Below are 15,314 nucleotides of genomic sequence, written 5' to 3' on the forward strand. Positions count from 1 at the left end.
ATGGCCGATAATAAAAATGCTGCAACTCATTTTGATGCGATTGTGGTTGGTAGTGGTATCAGCGGAGGATGGGCAGCAAAGGAGTTATGTGAAAAAGGACTAAAAACGCTGGTGTTGGAACGTGGTAGGAATGTGGAGCACATAAAGGATTATCCTACTGCTAATACACCTGTTTGGGAGTTTAAGTACCGGGGAGCGCTTCCAAAAGCTGTACTGGATGCCAACCCGTTCATCAGCAGGGCTGCCGGATATGACGAGAGCACCGCCCATTTTTTCGTAAAAGACGCAGACCACCCCTATATCCAGGAAAAACCATTTGAATGGATACGGGGCTACCAGGTTGGCGGCAAGTCGCTGATATGGGGACGTGCGTGTGCCCGTTGGAGTGAGATGGATTTCACTGCTCCGCATCGCTATGGGTACGGGATTGAATGGCCTGTAGGGTACAAGGACATGGCACCGTGGTATAGCCATGTGGAGAAATTCATTGGTGTTTGTGGAAACAAAGAAGGTATAGATACCATGCCGGACGGCGAGTTTCTGCCGGCATTTGAATTGAATTGCGTGGAGCAGCATTTGAAAGCCGTGCTGGCAGATAAGTTTGATCGCCACTACGTGTCCGGCAGATGGGCGCAGGTGACCAAGCCGCAGGATATTCATAAGGAACAACACCGGCAATGCCTGAGCCGGAATCTTTGCATGCGGGGCTGTCCGTTTGGTGGGTACTTCAGCTCCAACGCATCTACCTTGCCATGGGCGGAAAAAACGGGCAACCTGACGGTACGGCCTTTCTCCGTGGTGCATTCCGTCATTTATGATGAGCAGTCTGGTAAGGCTACGGGCGTGAAAGTGATCGATGCCAACACAAAAGAAGCGTTCATCTATCAGGCGAAAATTATTTTCCTGAATGCATCTGCCTTAAACACCAATCTCATTTTGCTGAATTCAACCTCCAGGCGTTTCCCGAACGGATTGGGCAATGACAATGGGTTGCTGGGGAAATATATCTGTTTCCATAATTACCGGGCCGGCATGAGTGGGGAGTTTGATGGTTTTGAGGATCAATATTACAAAGTGTCGAAACCATCGGAATGTATTATCCCCAACTTCAGGAATGTTTATCAACAGGATACTGATTTTGTAGGCGGCTATGTGATCTTCAGCGCTGCGTACCGGGAAAAGCTGAATGACCAAAACATTTCCCCGGGAGTGGGGGCTGCGTTTAAAGAAGCCATCAGTCAACCAGGGAAATGGGGCGCGTACATGTATATGCAGGGAGAAACCATCCCCAAAGAAAGTAATCATGTCAGGCTGAGCAAAGACAAAAGAGATGCATGGGGAATTCCTTTGCTGATAACAGCAGTTGATTATGATGATAACGATGACCGGATGGTGAAAGATTTTATTGAACAGGGGAGGGCCATGCTGGCAGCCGCGGGGGCTAAGAATATTACGGTGAGGGATAATCATCAGCCACCGGGACTGGATATCCATGAAATGGGAGGAGTGCGCATGGGGAAAGATCCGGCCACTTCATTATTGAATGAATGGAACCAGTTGCATCATTGTAAGAATGTATTTGTAACAGATGGCGCCTGTATGACCAGCACCGGTAACCAGAGCCCGTCTATTCTTTACATGTCATTAACCGCGAGGGCCGCCAACTATGCCGTGGAGCAACTGAAAAAAGGAGCGTTGTAGAATGGGACGCTCTTTTTATGCATAGATATTTTATACCTTCATGGCATGGATGCCCTGCTAAAAAAGACGTCTTATCAGCCGCCTCTCCTGCTACGCCCTTATATTGACCGCTTCTGGACCTGTGAAGGTACCGCTGCCGCCTATGCGATGCCCACGATGGCCATGGGTACCGGTGCGGAAATGATCTTCCAGCTGAAGGCGCCGATGACACTGGTGTCAAAAGATAATATTTTTGAAACACCACCCCTGCATGCCATTTATTGTATCCGCCACCAGCATTATAAAGCGATGGTCAACAGCGGCCATTTCTTTGTGGCTGTCCGGTTTAAAGCCGGCGCCATCAGGCATTTCTACCCGGCTCCGGTAGCTGATGTGGTGGAGTCTTTCCCGGATATCAATGTGCTTTATGGAGATGCAGGCAAAAGGTTCACAGAAAGACTGCACCGTAGTGTCGGTTTGCCGCAACAGCTGGAGCTGACCGGAGACTTCCTGCTTGGGCTGCTGCGCCAATACCACCGTCCCCAGGTACTCGTAGATGAGGCGGTGAGGCAGCTGTATTACAATCGGGAGATACCTGACCTGGTAACTTTCAGTGCCGGCCTGGGAAGCAGCTACCGCCAGTTTGAGCGGCTATTTATCAAACATGTGGGCGTTACACCCAAATCGTTTATGCAAACAGCACGGCTCAACAATACGCTGAAACACCTGTTGTTCCGGCAGATCAGCGACTACCTTCCCGTGGCATTTGATTTCGGATATTATGACCAGTCGCATTTTATAAAGGCCTGCAGGAAATTTTTCGGCGATAAGCCCCGTGCCATCTTATCTCCTGCAAGCCATGATCAGCACTTCTACTTATCCTCTTTCAATGCATCAGGTTCGGAAGATAGAAAATAAACCTTCAGGTCCTTCGATTTCCATCCTTCCATTTTCTTAACGAATTCCGCCAGGTAAGGCTGCGCGAAATGATATTTGAGACCAGCCTGGTCCCGGTAATGTTCAATCAAGGTAAAGGTGCCTTCTTCTGCCGGCTCGGGATACCAGGTGTATTCAATACAACCTGCTTCCTTTCGGGTTAATATAGCCAGTGTTTCCAGCGCCCGGCGGAACTCTTCTGTTGATGCAGGGCGGATATACAGTTTGGCGATAACGAATTTTTCCGTTGTAGTGGTATTCATCATGTAAAGTTTGTTGGCGAAGCAGCCGTTGGAAGCAGTTATCTTCCTGCCCTCGGGGGCTTGTTTGTCCGGATAGGTTGACGGACAGCTGAAGGCAGGAATAGACAATGTCATGCAGGCGAGCTGCCATAGGAACATCCTGGTGCGGTTCATAACGAAATGTGATTGATTTAATGATACCACAAAGCTAGGCCTCCCTATGCCGGTAAAATTGTATAAATCTGCCAACCTCTTTTTGCTTCACATAGGGACCACGTTTCAGTGGGACAACTTTCCTTTTCAACCCCCGATTTGGCTGTTTGGGTCAGTTAGCCGACAAGGAAACCATGGGATGGGTATAAGTTTGCATCGTTCTGTTTTAGTTACCCTTTAAAACTAAAAAGATGATTAAAGTATTAGCGCTGGCATGTATTGCATTGATTTGTTTGGCCATTACAGTCAGAGCGCAGCGATCGGACAGGTTACACAAGACTAATGCAAGTGCATTCATACAGGTTTTTAAGGTGTCCAGTGTGGATGCTTCTGACAGGACCGGTTTATTAGAGGCTACGGAGTCGTTGGGAAGGGAAATACGGATGACCCTCACGGACAATGCGCTGAGACTGGATATTGCGGAAGAGAATAAACCTTATGTCTTCAGGAAGTTATCAGACACCACTTACTATCTGACAGACAACTACCTTACTTACAGGTTATCATTAGCTAAAGTTCCCGGGATGAACAGTTTTATTCTGGTAAAGTACAACAGAAAAGGGAATGAATCCGCATGGCAAAGTTTAACAGCCCGGAAACTTTAGCATTGTAGCATTGGGCATAGTGCGGACCTGGTGGTTAGTTGTTAATGGTGATCCCCGGCGAAGTTATTCGGCCGGGGATTTTATGTTTGATTACCTAAAAGAGTTAATAAAGTAATTGTGGATCAAGTCAAAAAGTTGGGGATGGAGTAAAAACACATTGCCTGGCGACAGAAAAGAGAAAGGAGTGTTTCCCTGGATATACCGCTATGGTACATACAGCAGCCCTATAGTGACCCAGAGGTAAAGGTGGACTTGATGCGGGAGTGTTCTTTGGATGTATAGTTTTAATGAAATATAACAGGAAGGATGGAGAAGATGCAGGACATGCATGTAAAGGCAGGCTACAGGTTAAGCCTGCGGGCAGTAGGTGGGAGCATGTAGTTCAAAGGGAGTTATGTTTGTTCATCAGTATACAGTTGGCAGGCAGGAAAATGGCTTATTCCCGCTGAATGACAGGGAGCAGGAGTTGCACTGATGCAGCGGCAGGTATTTTTTCTGACTGCAGTTTTAACCGGTGGAGTTCCGGACAGATCTGTTTGTGCAGGATCTCCGGCAGGGGTTGTGGCGGCTCTGCTGCAATAATATCAGCGGCGAAGTATTTCGTGTTGCAGGAAGGAACATGGTCCTGTATACCTCTTACCTGTAGAACAACTATCAATGTTCCTTTACCCGGTACGTCCACATTACATGCTGCTCCTTTAAAATCTTCTCCGGTTTTTACTATGAGTACAGCGCTTTCTGTACCTACTACCTGGTGTGTAGCGAAATGGATACGGGCGGCGATCACCTTTATTTCCAGGCTGTTGATGCCTATGCATGCAGGTAATGCCTGTGGCGAAATGTACAGGATACCATCACGGGAAAGCCTGGGTGCATGGATAAAAAACCTGTCTGTTCCCGTATGCCGGTTGAACCTGAAGCCGGTAATGCTCCTGATGTTATTACCGGTGGCGGTAATGAGCGCGCTGGTTAGCCTGTTGATATGCCCGCTATCGCAACCAGCATCCAAGCTGCCGGAAAAAGCACTGCGGATGAGCGCTCCTTTTTTGCTGGCCATGCCAAATCGTTGAGCAGCCCTGCGGGTAGCTGCCGTCTGCCGGACGTATGAAGGCATGCTTCGCAGGAAGTGTTTGCCATTACGCCTGTAACCGATCAGGTTGCCGAGCCTGCCGGTGAAGGTGATGATAGAAATCTGTTTTGCCATAACGAATGATACTGATGATAGCTAAAGATAGCATTATCAGCAGAAGCCATTTGATGGCTACACTGAAGATTATCCAATAGTAGGGCCTGGCTGCAGGGAAAATATTCAGGCGGAGTGCATCAGGCATTAGATATTCGTTAAAGCCGCGTGAACCAGGTTTAGATAATTTTGAAAATACACAACAAGAAAACAGATACACCGTTTTAAGGAACAACTGGAAGCGATTGCCTATGCCATATCTCAGGCATATGGTATAATTGCTGTAACACAATTATTTGGATTACAAATTTACCCCTGGCCTGACCACCAATCATATCTTTCGGATTGAAGCAGCTATAATAGGAGCTGAAACGCGATTTATGGGTGTCCAAACAAAGGGGCCGGCAGGTGACAGCGGAAGAAGCTGAATATCAATCCTGACTTATCAAAGTAAGAGGAGAGGCCCTCTCGGGGCCTTTAACAGAAGTTTAACAGCCCCTGCGCAAAACACCGATAGGAAGATCCGATGCCCCTCTGTTTTATAGTCATACACGGCGGTTATTCCGGCCGGATATTCACTCACTTGACTAAAAAACAGTTTTATGAAGTACAAGGTATTTTTTGCAGCCATGATGGCAACAGCAGTTACAATGACAACCGTGACCGGCGCTATGGCACAGCACGCACCATCCAAAGAACAACGCAAACAGGTGGATACCGCCCGGAAAGACAACAGGCATTCTGTAGTGCCGGTGAGTAAAGGCGGGTCTAAAGCAGATACAACCCGTAAACCGGTTAAAAAACACTAAGGTGGCACCTGCTGTATAACAACAGCTTGATATGGTTTTGTGCACCACATGGTCTCCCGCAACAGCAGGGGACCTTTTGTGTGTAGCGGACAGCGGCGGTGGCAGAAAGAAAACGAAAAATTAATGATAGGCATTAGGGGGATACACAGGTGTGCGACGTTGTAGTATACAAAGAACGGAGGCCACCGGGAACCCATTCAGGTATCCCCCTTAGCCATATCTGAGGTACTGTATTATATTTTGTAAAATTTATCACTTGTGCGTGAAGACGGTCTCTATCAACAGTTTCGGCTGGGATTTGAAAAATTTTATAACCCGCTTTGTATCTACGCTAATAGTTTCGTGAAGGAACCAAGCGTGTGCGAAGATATTGTACAAGAGGTGTTTATCAGGATCTGGGAAACACGGAAAGACCTGGTACAGTCCGATAACCTGAGATTTTACCTGTTCACGGCGGTGCGCAATAACTGTCTTACTCATCTCAGCAAAGAGCAACGAATGACAGTATACAGTCTTTCCGACATAGATCTGGAAGATGATGACACCGCTGACATCACTCCTTCGGCTGATGAGACATTGAACTACCAGGCCTTGCTGGGGCAGGGAATAGAACAGCTTCCTCCCAAATGCAAAGAGGTATTTCTCCTTTGTCGCCTGGGGGAGCTGAGTAATCAACAGGCAGCCGATAGTCTCGGCATTTCTGTTAAAACAGTCAACAATCAGTTATGGAAAGCATTGAAGATGCTCAGGGCATTTGTGAAGAATACAGGTATGGGGCTGTTATTTTTTTTATGAACAGCATAGGAAAATCTGATAAGATTTTGTTTTCTAAGTAGGAGAGGAAAAATGATGGAACTACCTGATAACATAAAAGCAATTATTATAAACCGGCTCCGGGGAGCGATCTCACCGGAAGAAGCGATTACGCTGGAAGAATGGCAGCGGCAACATGCTGTCGGAGATGAAGTGCTGGACCACTATGACAAGATATGGGCGGAAAGCAGCAACACTGTCAACCAGCCACATTTCGATACGGCGAAAGGCTGGCAGCGTGTGGACCAGCGGCTGAAGGACATCGGGGTTATTGAAACCAGGGAAATCCATACGGTGGGGTTACGGAGATATTGGGGAATAGCTGCTGCTGCCGCCGCCGCTGTGGTCATCATGATCGCAGGATATTGGATGTTCTTTCAGCAATCAGAGCAGCAACAGATAACCTGGTCTAAAGTAGTGACCGCTGATGCCACCAATAAGTATCTGAGGCTGCCTGACAGCACGTTGGTGCTGCTCCGCAAGGGCGCTACCATCACTTATTCGGCTGGTTTCGGTCAAAGCGACCGGCTGCTGACACTTACCGGCGACGCTTTCTTCGATGTGGCAGCCCATGAAAATATCCCGTTCCGGATACAAACGGAAAAGGCGGTGATAAAAGTACTGGGCACCTCCTTCGTGGTGAACTCCACGGCCGGCGCCGACCGGGTGGTGGTGGTGACCGGAAAGATCTTATTCACAGACAAAGCGAGGCCCGAAAATAAATGCATAGTGTCGGCCAGGGAACAGGTGTCTTTTACAGGAGATAATTTCGAAAAGAAAAATGTAAATGATTCCAATTACCTGGCCTGGCAAACCGGTACGCTCCGGTTTACCAATGCTCCGCTAAAAGAAGTGGTGAAAGAGCTTTCGGCTTATTATGGTACCGTTGTTAACGTGAATGATACCTTAAAAACGGGATCGGTAAAAGTAACGGCCAGCTTCCGGGAACAGCCGTTGAATGAAGTACTGGAAGAAATTACGGTCATCACCGGCTTACATTTCCGTAAACAGCAAGACACCGTAATAATTTATTGATCTTCCTATAAAATGGATGGAAATAGCAAGTAATTTAAAATAAATGATAAAAGGGGTGTCCGCTCCGCTACGGTTTCGTAAAACAGGACTGCAACTATTACTACTGATATTGATTATTCTTGCCGGCAATATAACGGTCACTGCGCAGACCGGATTGCTCGGAAAGAGATTTACGTGCCATGAAACCCATGGCACGATTCCTTTTTTATTGGAAAAGGTCAGTGCCTATAGCGGAACTGTTATCGAATATGCCGGCGGATACCTGGATGGAAAAGGAGAGGCTCGCCTCGCAGAGGAGGAAACAACTTTAGGTACTGTACTCAATGTATTGTTGGCCGGAAAATATGTAAAGATAGAAGAGCGGAACGGAAAGGTGATGTTAGTGCCTTCAGGTGCGATGCTGACAACTGACAGTGTGGTGAATGAGTATACCTTGTTTGGTTATATTACGGAAGAGAACAGCCTGGAGCCGATACCTTATGCCATGATAAAAGACCAGGAGTCGGGGCGTGTATGCCAGTCCAACAGGTTTGGGTATTACAGCCTGCAGTTAAAGAGTGGTCTTCATCATATTAAGGTCATACATGCCGGTTATCCGCCGGTGATATCAGCTGTAGCTGTTAACAGTACTATCAGGCGTAATTTGATGATGCGCGCGGCAGTATTGCCCGAAGTGAAGGTCACCCCGGGTTGCATGCTACAAAAGGACGGCGGTTCCAGCATTGAAAAATACCTTTCTTCTGCTTATACCAACTTTTTTGGGGAGAGCGATCCGGTGAGGTCATTATACCTGTTGCCGGGAAATATTGAGTCGCAGGAAACGACCGGCAAACTGATGGTACGTGGTGGCGATCCGGAGCAAAGCGCTTTTTTGTTGGATGGTAACCAGGTGTTTAACCCCACTCATCTATTGGGTGAGTTGTCGATCGTCAGTGAAGGTGCACTGAAATCGATCCGGCAGTTTAAGAATGATTTTCCCGGGAGATTTGATGGTGCGTTATCCTCTGTAACCGAGGTAAATACGAAAGACGGCAGCATGGATACCTGGAGCGGACAGGTAAACGCTGGTCTATTAGCTGGCGCGCTGGCGATAGACGGGCCGCTGATAAAAAATCGTACTGCCGTGGTGGCTTCTGTCCGGAAAAGCTGGTCAGACCCGCTGTTGAAGATGCTGGACAGTAATTACCGGTTGCGTTTTTATGATATTCATTTTAAAATCACCCACCTGCTGGACAGCAATAATAAAATAATGCTCAGCGGTTATATGGGTAAAGACCGGTTGGAACTGAAGCAAAACGATTATCAGAATTTACAGGTATGGGGCAACCGGCTTGCCACGGTCAACTGGAACCATGTGATCGGCGCCCGTTCTTTTGTGAATACCACCCTGAATATAAGCAACTATCATAACCTGGCCGGGATGAAGCTGATCCTGTACGATGATTCAACCGGGGAGGAGAAGGAAACCAAAGCGTATAATAACTACGCGTCGGTAGAACGTTACGAGGCCAGGACGCAGTTTGAGATCAATGCGTCAGCGAACCTGCAGTTCCGTTTTGGCGGCAAGTTTTTGCATACTGTCATTCATCCTTTTGGAACCAATATCACCTCGAAACTGGGAGAGGTACCGGATGGGTTCAAACCAATGAAAGCACTGCCTTTCAGGGAGTACTCCTTTTATTATGAAAATGAATTCAAACTGAGCCCCCGGCTGTTGCTGAGGCCCGGGTTGCTTTTCAGTGCATACCGCTTCAGAGATTTTCATTACAACTCCTTGCAGCCGCGGTTGTTTGCAGCCTATCGCATAGGAAAAAATCAACAGTTGACTTTTTCCTACGCACGGATGGCACAATACCTTCACCAGGTAACAAGCCCGTTCCTGGGTATCAACAGCGTGTTATGGGTGCCCAGTACCGCTATACTACGGCCTGCAGAAAGCGATATGTTCAACCTGGGATATAGCTTCAATGATAACAAAGGCACGCTGTTATCTGCAGATGTCTACTACCGGAAAATGAACAACGTCACCAATTTTGCGGAACGGGGAAATATCTTTTACGATGAAAATACCTGGGAACAGGATATTATCACAGGACAGGGATGGAGCTATGGTGCGGAGTTGTTGGCTGGGAAGCGATGGCGGAAATGGCAGTTCCAGTTATCGTATACATTGGCCTGGGCCTGGCGTCAGTTCGATGATGTGAATGATGGGGAGAAATTCCCCTTCCGTTTCGACAGGCGCCATCAGCTGAATATTGCGGCCAACTTCCGGCCGGATAAACACTGGGATATTGGTGCGGTGTGGTATCTGAGCACAGGCGACTGGCGGCTGCGGCCTATGGGTACGCTGCCGGTTGAAGAAGGCGAACCATTCAGATATGAAGGCGTGTCCTACTATGATAAACGCGGGCCCAACTATCAACGCCTCAATTGTAATGTGAACTATCGTTTTGCTACCGGCAGGCTGAAACATAAAGCCTCAGCGGGCGTATATAATGCCTATCATGCCAATGGACAATATTCAACGGATGTCTTCAATACGCACGACAATAGTAATGTAACCTTATCTGGCAACCGGATATTTGATCTGACCTACTATCTCTCTTATACATTGAACTTATAACATCGATTCCTTTTTTTTAAAAAAAATAAACACAGCGTAGGAAGTTATGTTCATTAGCTGTTTTAACAGTAGAGAACAATATCTGTGCTGTATGTAATAGCTATGCCTGCTATTTGCTTGCTGTTGATGAAATCTGCAGCCACACAGCAATGGCAGGTACAGATAGGTTATGCGCAAGCGTTGACAGGAATCAATTTAATAAATCAAAAAGTATATGAAACACGTAAGAACTCAATCAGGGATATCTCTGACAGGTATCTCCTGTGCACTGTTGGTAGCGACAGCTTTTATGTCCTGCAAAAAGAACAATGACCCCGATCCGCGACCTGTTGTTGTGAAAAATGCCGGTATACAGATCGTGCATACTGCCCCTAAAGTAGGCGACCTGACTGTGGAAATAGATGGAAAAAAACTGCAGGATAAGTTACCGTTCCTGAATCCGTCCAAGGGCTACATGAACCTGCCTTTTCGAAATGAAAGCATCCTGAAATTCGCGCAGGATGGCAACAAGGTGATCGTAGACACCAAATACCAGTTCAACGATAAAAGTACTTACTCCCTGTTTCTGTACGATACATTAAATAATAATAAAGTCAGGGCCGTGTTACTGAATGATAATCCCGCTGATCCTGGTAAAGGGAAGACCAGCCTGCGCTTCCTCCACCTGTCACCTAATACCACCGCTGTGGATATTGATGTTTTCAAAGGTAGCGATAGCATCCGCCTGGTGAATAATGCAGCCTATATCAGTGATAAACCAGATGTCGCAGTACTGTCTCCCTTTAAGCCAATCGCTTCCGGTGATTACCGGGTGAAAGTGAAGACCAAAGCCGGTACAACTATTACAACCGTTCTTGATATCCCGTCTGTAAAACTGGTGGAAGGAAAAGTGGTTACGCTCTATCTCAGCGGATTAACCAAAGCTTCCGGGGCCTTAGGGGTGGGCCTCCAGTTATGGCAGCACAGATAAGCAATAGGGAAACCATGTCGTAAGCCGTCCTATTCCTGGGACGGCCATTTGGGTGAAATATAAATCCGAATGCAATTGCCTGGCTGCATATGCGAATAACAAAAAAATGTACGGAAAGTGTGTGTGAAGGGACCATCGTTTATGAAATAAGCGATGGTTTTTATTTGCGTTTTAATATCTAAAAACTTATCTTTAAATACGGAGGATGTTTCCCCCCGTATTTATTTTTTTATCCTGACCTTATTGACAATAAACTGTTATTGTTAGTAGCGGTAGCTTTTTTCCTATATCTGCCCGAGGTGTTAATCCACAGCTACGCTATACCTCATTTTCTTGTTGATTTACTGCATAAAGATCATTTCATTTCTTCATACCCACTTTGTTCGCTATGATACAAACTGTTACCAACATTGACAGAAGGACTTTCTATGAAAAATATGTCGTTCCGGGAAAGCCTGTGTTGATAAAAGGCGGTATTAATAACTGGCCTGCTGTCAGCAAATGGAATTATGATTATTTCATGGACATTGGCCAATCGCTAAAGGTGCCTATAAAGACCGGCGACCTGACTAAAGGGACTAAAATAGTGATGTCGCTGGCCGAATACACTGCACTGCTCAAACAGCATGAATCGGAACTGGCCGCTCAACGGCCAGTCTCCAAAGCCCCTTACCTGCATGATGTGCCTATCTTCCTGATGATGCCACAATTAAAGGATGACATCTCTTCCTTCCCTGTTGACCTGCTGCCATCGTGGTATGGAAATAACTGGTGGAAATTTGTGCAATTCTTTATGGGGAGCTCGAATAGTCTTACCCCGCTTCACTTTGATACTTTGTGTACCCATAATCTCTTCTTTCAGATACAGGGAAGTAAAAGATTTTATATGGTGAAAGCCAGTGACTGGAAAAAATGTTACCTGAACAGCTGGCGCTGGGCTGACGTGGACCTTGAGACACCGGACTTTGAAAAATTTCCTTTGTTGAAAGATGCTGAGCGCGGAGATGTAGTAGTGGACGGCGGTGATATACTGTTTATGCCTTCCGGAACGCTGCATCAGGTCAGAGGGCTCAGCTACTCTATTTCCTTCAATATCGACTGGCATACCCGGCAGAGTGTAACCAAAGGATTGCTTTCCGGCTTCAGGGGAGCGCCCATGCAGAACGTGTTTTATAACGGCGTTGTGGCGACAGGGTTATACTTCGGTGTTCCGTCCCGTTACCTCTTTAAGTACTACCAATCTTATCTGAACTATGTGTCCTGACGGCGATGTGGTAGTGTTTATTTTTGCAGGCTGTTTTCCAGCTTTTCCAGCGTTTCCCTCCTATTGCTGTTGTGAGGATCGAGCTCAACAGATTTCCGGTAATATTTAATAGCCTCCTGTTTGTCGCCTTTTATCAGGCATGCTTCTCCCATACTGTCATACACATTGGCAGACCGGGGGTAGTTGCTGATGTTGTGTCTGAAAATATCCAGTGCTTTATCCAGTTTTTTTAATTCCAGTTGTTTGTAACCGCAGGAATTGACAAAGTCTTCATCTGGTTTGATATTATACCCGAATTCGGCGGAGAGTTTTTGGAAATATGCAGCGATGGCCGTGTAATCCGACAGGGTTGTATCGTGCTCAAAGTCTACATGCCAATTGGCATAGATAAACCGAAGACCATCATACATGGCTTTGAGCGGCATGGAGAAGTGGTCTTCGTCGGGATAGGATTTAAAATCCCATTTTAATCCCGGACCGGCGCTGGTTTTAAACTGTAACAGGAGGGAATCTATTTTGGCTTTCTTTTCATGGCCAAGCGCGAAGAAGATTCTTTCTTTCAGGTCCTGGTGTTTTTGCAGGAACGGGGTTACGTCAGACAGGACTTTGTTGTTACCGCCATAGAAGGCCGGGCTCATGATGATACTGGCCTGAAATAGCGTTGGCGCTGTGATTTTACTGTATACCGCAAAGAGGCCGCCCAGCGAGGCGCCGGCGAGTATGCGAAAAGGGTGTGTCCGGTAATGTTGATCAATGTAGGGCACCAGTTCTGTCTGAAGGAACTCCAGGAATTTCCTGCCTCCGCCGGTAGTGGAGAGGCTGCTGTCGATTTTATTGTTAAACAGCAGGGAGTGTATGGGAGTGAAATCTCTCCGCCGGTCTGTATTGATGATACCAACAATAATGACGGGAGGCATCCTTCCGCGGTTGGAGAGATAATCCACCAGGGCAGTCGTGTATTTGAAATGGACGTCGCCGTCCAGCAGATAGAGGACAGGGTATGCCTCTCCGTTGTCATAACCTTCCGGGGTAGATATCCATAGTATCCTGTCTTCCTGCAGTACATGGGAGTAAATGCGCACAGGTGACTGGTGAGTGGGCGGAATGCTGTCGTTGGCCTGAGAAAACGCTGACGGAATCATGAAGCAGGATATTACAGCCAGTATAATGAGGGTACGGTTACATTTCATCTCCTAAGATAACTTTTCTTTAACGGTGGAAGAAATGCTGTGATAAAAGGTACGGATAATTGCCGCAATTTTTTCTGCATGTTCATCAATAAAAAAATGGCCGCCTTCAAAGAGACTGTACCGGAAGAGAGCGTTGGTAAACTGTTGCCAGTTACCGATTTCCCCCATAGTTTTCTCCTTGCTGCCCATCATGGCATAAATCGGAATATTGATCCGGTGGGAAGCGAAGCTGCTTTTTTCCGCCAGTTTAAAATCTGCTCTGATGATGGGCAGATAGAATTCCAGTAGTTCCGGGCTGTCCAGAAATTCTGGTGGCAGGCCGCCCAGCGTTGTCAGTTTTTCAATGAAATCCTGATCATTCAACTGGTGCCAGTTGTGTGTGGAACGTATGCCCGGACCAGCATTTCCGCTGGTGAAGATACAGGCCGGCGGTTGCTGTTGTTGTTCCAGCCGCTGTGCGGCCGCCAGTGCCAGGTAGGCACCCAGGCTATGGCCAAATATCATAAACGGCATATGATTGCGTTGTGTAATGATTTGCCGGTAAATATCGTCTGCTGCTTCTTCAAAATCATGCAACAGGGGAGCTGTCATCCTTTTGCCCCTGCCGGGGAGCTCCAGCGGGATTACTTCAAAATCAGTCAGGAAGGCTGATATAAAGCGTAATGAATAGATGTTGCCTCCCGCGAAGTGCAGGACGAATAGCTGTGATTTATCTGTTTTTTTCATAGTGTCTGCGTTGTATATATTCCCGTTCCCAAAGAGGAATGAACCCTTGTTTAATACCATATTTAAGTAACCCGACGGTAGACTGCACGCCCAGTTTTTCTTTCATGTTCTGCCGGAGCTTCTCCACTGACCTGATGCCGAGAAACAAATGTTCGGCAATCTCCTTATTACTTTTCTCCTCCCATAAGAGTTTCAGCAATTTGACTTCCCGCTCATTTAACGAAGTGTCTTGTGGATGAGCTTTCTTGCTAATTTTATATTGTTGCCGGAAATACAGTATTTCCGTGAAGCGCTTGTTGCGGTATATCTGTTCATCAGAACTCGCAATGATCGCCTCCAGCAGCTCCTGTATGGAGTCGGATTTGGAGAGATAACCGTATACTCTGTGTTCTGTTGGCTGGTCCGCCGCAAACATTTCCACATTTTCAGACAGCATGAGGATTTTCATGCCAGGATGTTCTTCCTGTACAAACTGAATGATCTGATTAAAGTGGATGTCTTGCATATGCGGGTCCAAAATCAACAAATCGATGACGGAATGTCGAAGTTTGATCAGCAGGTCCTGCATGGCTACCGCGTGAACAATTTTGTTGATCTCCTTGTACTCCCGCAAATAGCTGGTCAGCATCTCTGTGAATAATGTCTGCTTGTCCAAAATGGCCAGGTTGATAGGTCTCAATTTCATGGATGAGGAAGTTGGTAGACAATGGTCTGTGTTAACAAAATGATTTATACAGTATTAAGGCTATTTCTAACATCTCCAACTACGTGGAATCCGCAGTAATGCTACCTTTTTCAGGTCACATTTGTTTTTTTGTTAAATTATTAATAATGATTATTAGGGTGCTCTCGCAGGATACTGACCTTCTCAGTCTCCAACACATTACTTAGTGATACCGGAAAATACAAAATTTTCAATAAGAAAGTAACATAAATGGTCACCGGATAAAAAAGTAAAAAAATAAACCAGGTAACCCGTTATTGGCTGCAATCAGGTATCAGTAAGGCAATTAGGGGTCATCTTT

Annotated in this window: 14 protein-coding genes; 9 read left to right on the forward strand and 5 right to left on the reverse strand. The window is 46.6% G+C overall.

Features of this window, described 5'->3' with window-relative positions:
- Both HHL17_RS11570 and HHL17_RS11575 read left to right on the forward strand, forming a co-directional pair.
- A complete protein-coding gene (locus tag HHL17_RS11570; protein WP_169224874.1) occupies positions 1 to 1,701 on the forward strand; it encodes a GMC oxidoreductase in 1,701 nt (566 codons plus the stop codon).
- Between the two features lie 45 nt (positions 1,702 to 1,746).
- Entirely contained in the window at positions 1,747 to 2,598 is an 852-nt protein-coding gene (locus tag HHL17_RS11575) for a helix-turn-helix domain-containing protein (protein WP_169224875.1), read from the forward strand.
- On the opposite strand, the gene HHL17_RS11580 is transcribed toward HHL17_RS11575, so the two are convergent.
- Entirely contained in the window at positions 2,553 to 3,032 is a 480-nt protein-coding gene (locus tag HHL17_RS11580) for a putative quinol monooxygenase (RefSeq protein WP_169224876.1), read from the reverse strand. The two genes, HHL17_RS11575 and HHL17_RS11580, sit on opposite strands and share 46 nt — an antisense overlap.
- Before the next feature lie 230 nt (positions 3,033 to 3,262).
- On the opposite strand from HHL17_RS11580, the gene HHL17_RS11585 reads away from it, so the two are divergent.
- Positions 3,263 to 3,676, forward strand: a complete 414-nt coding sequence (locus HHL17_RS11585; protein WP_169224877.1) for a hypothetical protein — start codon at positions 3,263 to 3,265, stop codon at positions 3,674 to 3,676.
- A gap of 436 nt (positions 3,677 to 4,112) precedes the next feature.
- On the opposite strand, the gene HHL17_RS11590 is transcribed toward HHL17_RS11585, so the two are convergent.
- Entirely contained in the window at positions 4,113 to 4,880 is a 768-nt protein-coding gene (locus tag HHL17_RS11590; protein WP_206155963.1) for a hypothetical protein, read from the reverse strand.
- Positions 4,881 to 5,461: 581 nt separating this feature from the next.
- On the opposite strand from HHL17_RS11590, the gene HHL17_RS11595 reads away from it, so the two are divergent.
- The 6 genes from HHL17_RS11595 to HHL17_RS11620 all read left to right on the forward strand — a co-directional run bounded on the left by HHL17_RS11595 (position 5,462) and on the right by HHL17_RS11620 (position 12,373).
- Positions 5,462 to 5,668 carry a hypothetical protein gene (locus tag HHL17_RS11595; protein ID WP_169224878.1) on the forward strand — a complete coding sequence of 69 codons (207 nt, stop codon included), beginning with the start codon at positions 5,462 to 5,464 and terminating at the stop codon, positions 5,666 to 5,668.
- Between the two features lie 258 nt (positions 5,669 to 5,926).
- Entirely contained in the window at positions 5,927 to 6,463 is a 537-nt protein-coding gene (locus tag HHL17_RS11600) for an RNA polymerase sigma-70 factor (RefSeq protein ID WP_169224879.1), read from the forward strand.
- 51 nt (positions 6,464 to 6,514) lie between these two features.
- Positions 6,515 to 7,516 carry a FecR family protein gene (locus tag HHL17_RS11605; protein WP_169224880.1) on the forward strand — a complete coding sequence of 334 codons (1,002 nt, stop codon included), beginning with the start codon at positions 6,515 to 6,517 and terminating at the stop codon, positions 7,514 to 7,516.
- Between the two features lie 43 nt (positions 7,517 to 7,559).
- Entirely contained in the window at positions 7,560 to 10,139 is a 2,580-nt protein-coding gene (locus HHL17_RS11610) for a TonB-dependent receptor (protein ID WP_169224881.1), read from the forward strand.
- Positions 10,140 to 10,353: 214 nt separating this feature from the next.
- Positions 10,354 to 11,109 carry a DUF4397 domain-containing protein gene (locus HHL17_RS11615; protein WP_169224882.1) on the forward strand — a complete coding sequence of 252 codons (756 nt, stop codon included), beginning with the start codon at positions 10,354 to 10,356 and terminating at the stop codon, positions 11,107 to 11,109.
- A 388-nt stretch (positions 11,110 to 11,497) separates the two neighbouring features.
- Positions 11,498 to 12,373, forward strand: a complete 876-nt coding sequence (locus tag HHL17_RS11620; RefSeq protein WP_169224883.1) for a cupin-like domain-containing protein — start codon at positions 11,498 to 11,500, stop codon at positions 12,371 to 12,373.
- 17 nt (positions 12,374 to 12,390) lie between these two features.
- On the opposite strand, the gene HHL17_RS11625 is transcribed toward HHL17_RS11620, so the two are convergent.
- From HHL17_RS11625 to HHL17_RS11635, 3 genes are read right to left on the reverse strand one after another with little or no spacing between them, the layout of a single operon-like run.
- Positions 12,391 to 13,515, reverse strand: coding sequence for an alpha/beta hydrolase-fold protein (locus tag HHL17_RS11625; RefSeq protein WP_206155964.1), 1,125 nt, complete (start codon positions 13,513 to 13,515; stop codon positions 12,391 to 12,393).
- Positions 13,516 to 13,566: 51 nt separating this feature from the next.
- On the reverse strand, positions 13,567 to 14,289 hold the full coding sequence (locus HHL17_RS11630; protein WP_169224885.1) for a thioesterase II family protein: 723 nt from the start codon (positions 14,287 to 14,289) through the stop codon (positions 13,567 to 13,569).
- Positions 14,273 to 14,974, reverse strand: a complete 702-nt coding sequence (locus tag HHL17_RS11635) for a response regulator transcription factor (RefSeq protein ID WP_169224886.1) — start codon at positions 14,972 to 14,974, stop codon at positions 14,273 to 14,275. The genes HHL17_RS11630 and HHL17_RS11635 overlap by 17 nt, the downstream gene beginning before the upstream one ends.
- Between the last annotated feature and the right edge of the window lie 340 nt (positions 14,975 to 15,314).

The sequence above is a fragment of the Chitinophaga fulva genome (assembly GCF_012927205.1).
Lineage (GTDB): Bacteria > Bacteroidota > Bacteroidia > Chitinophagales > Chitinophagaceae > Chitinophaga > Chitinophaga fulva.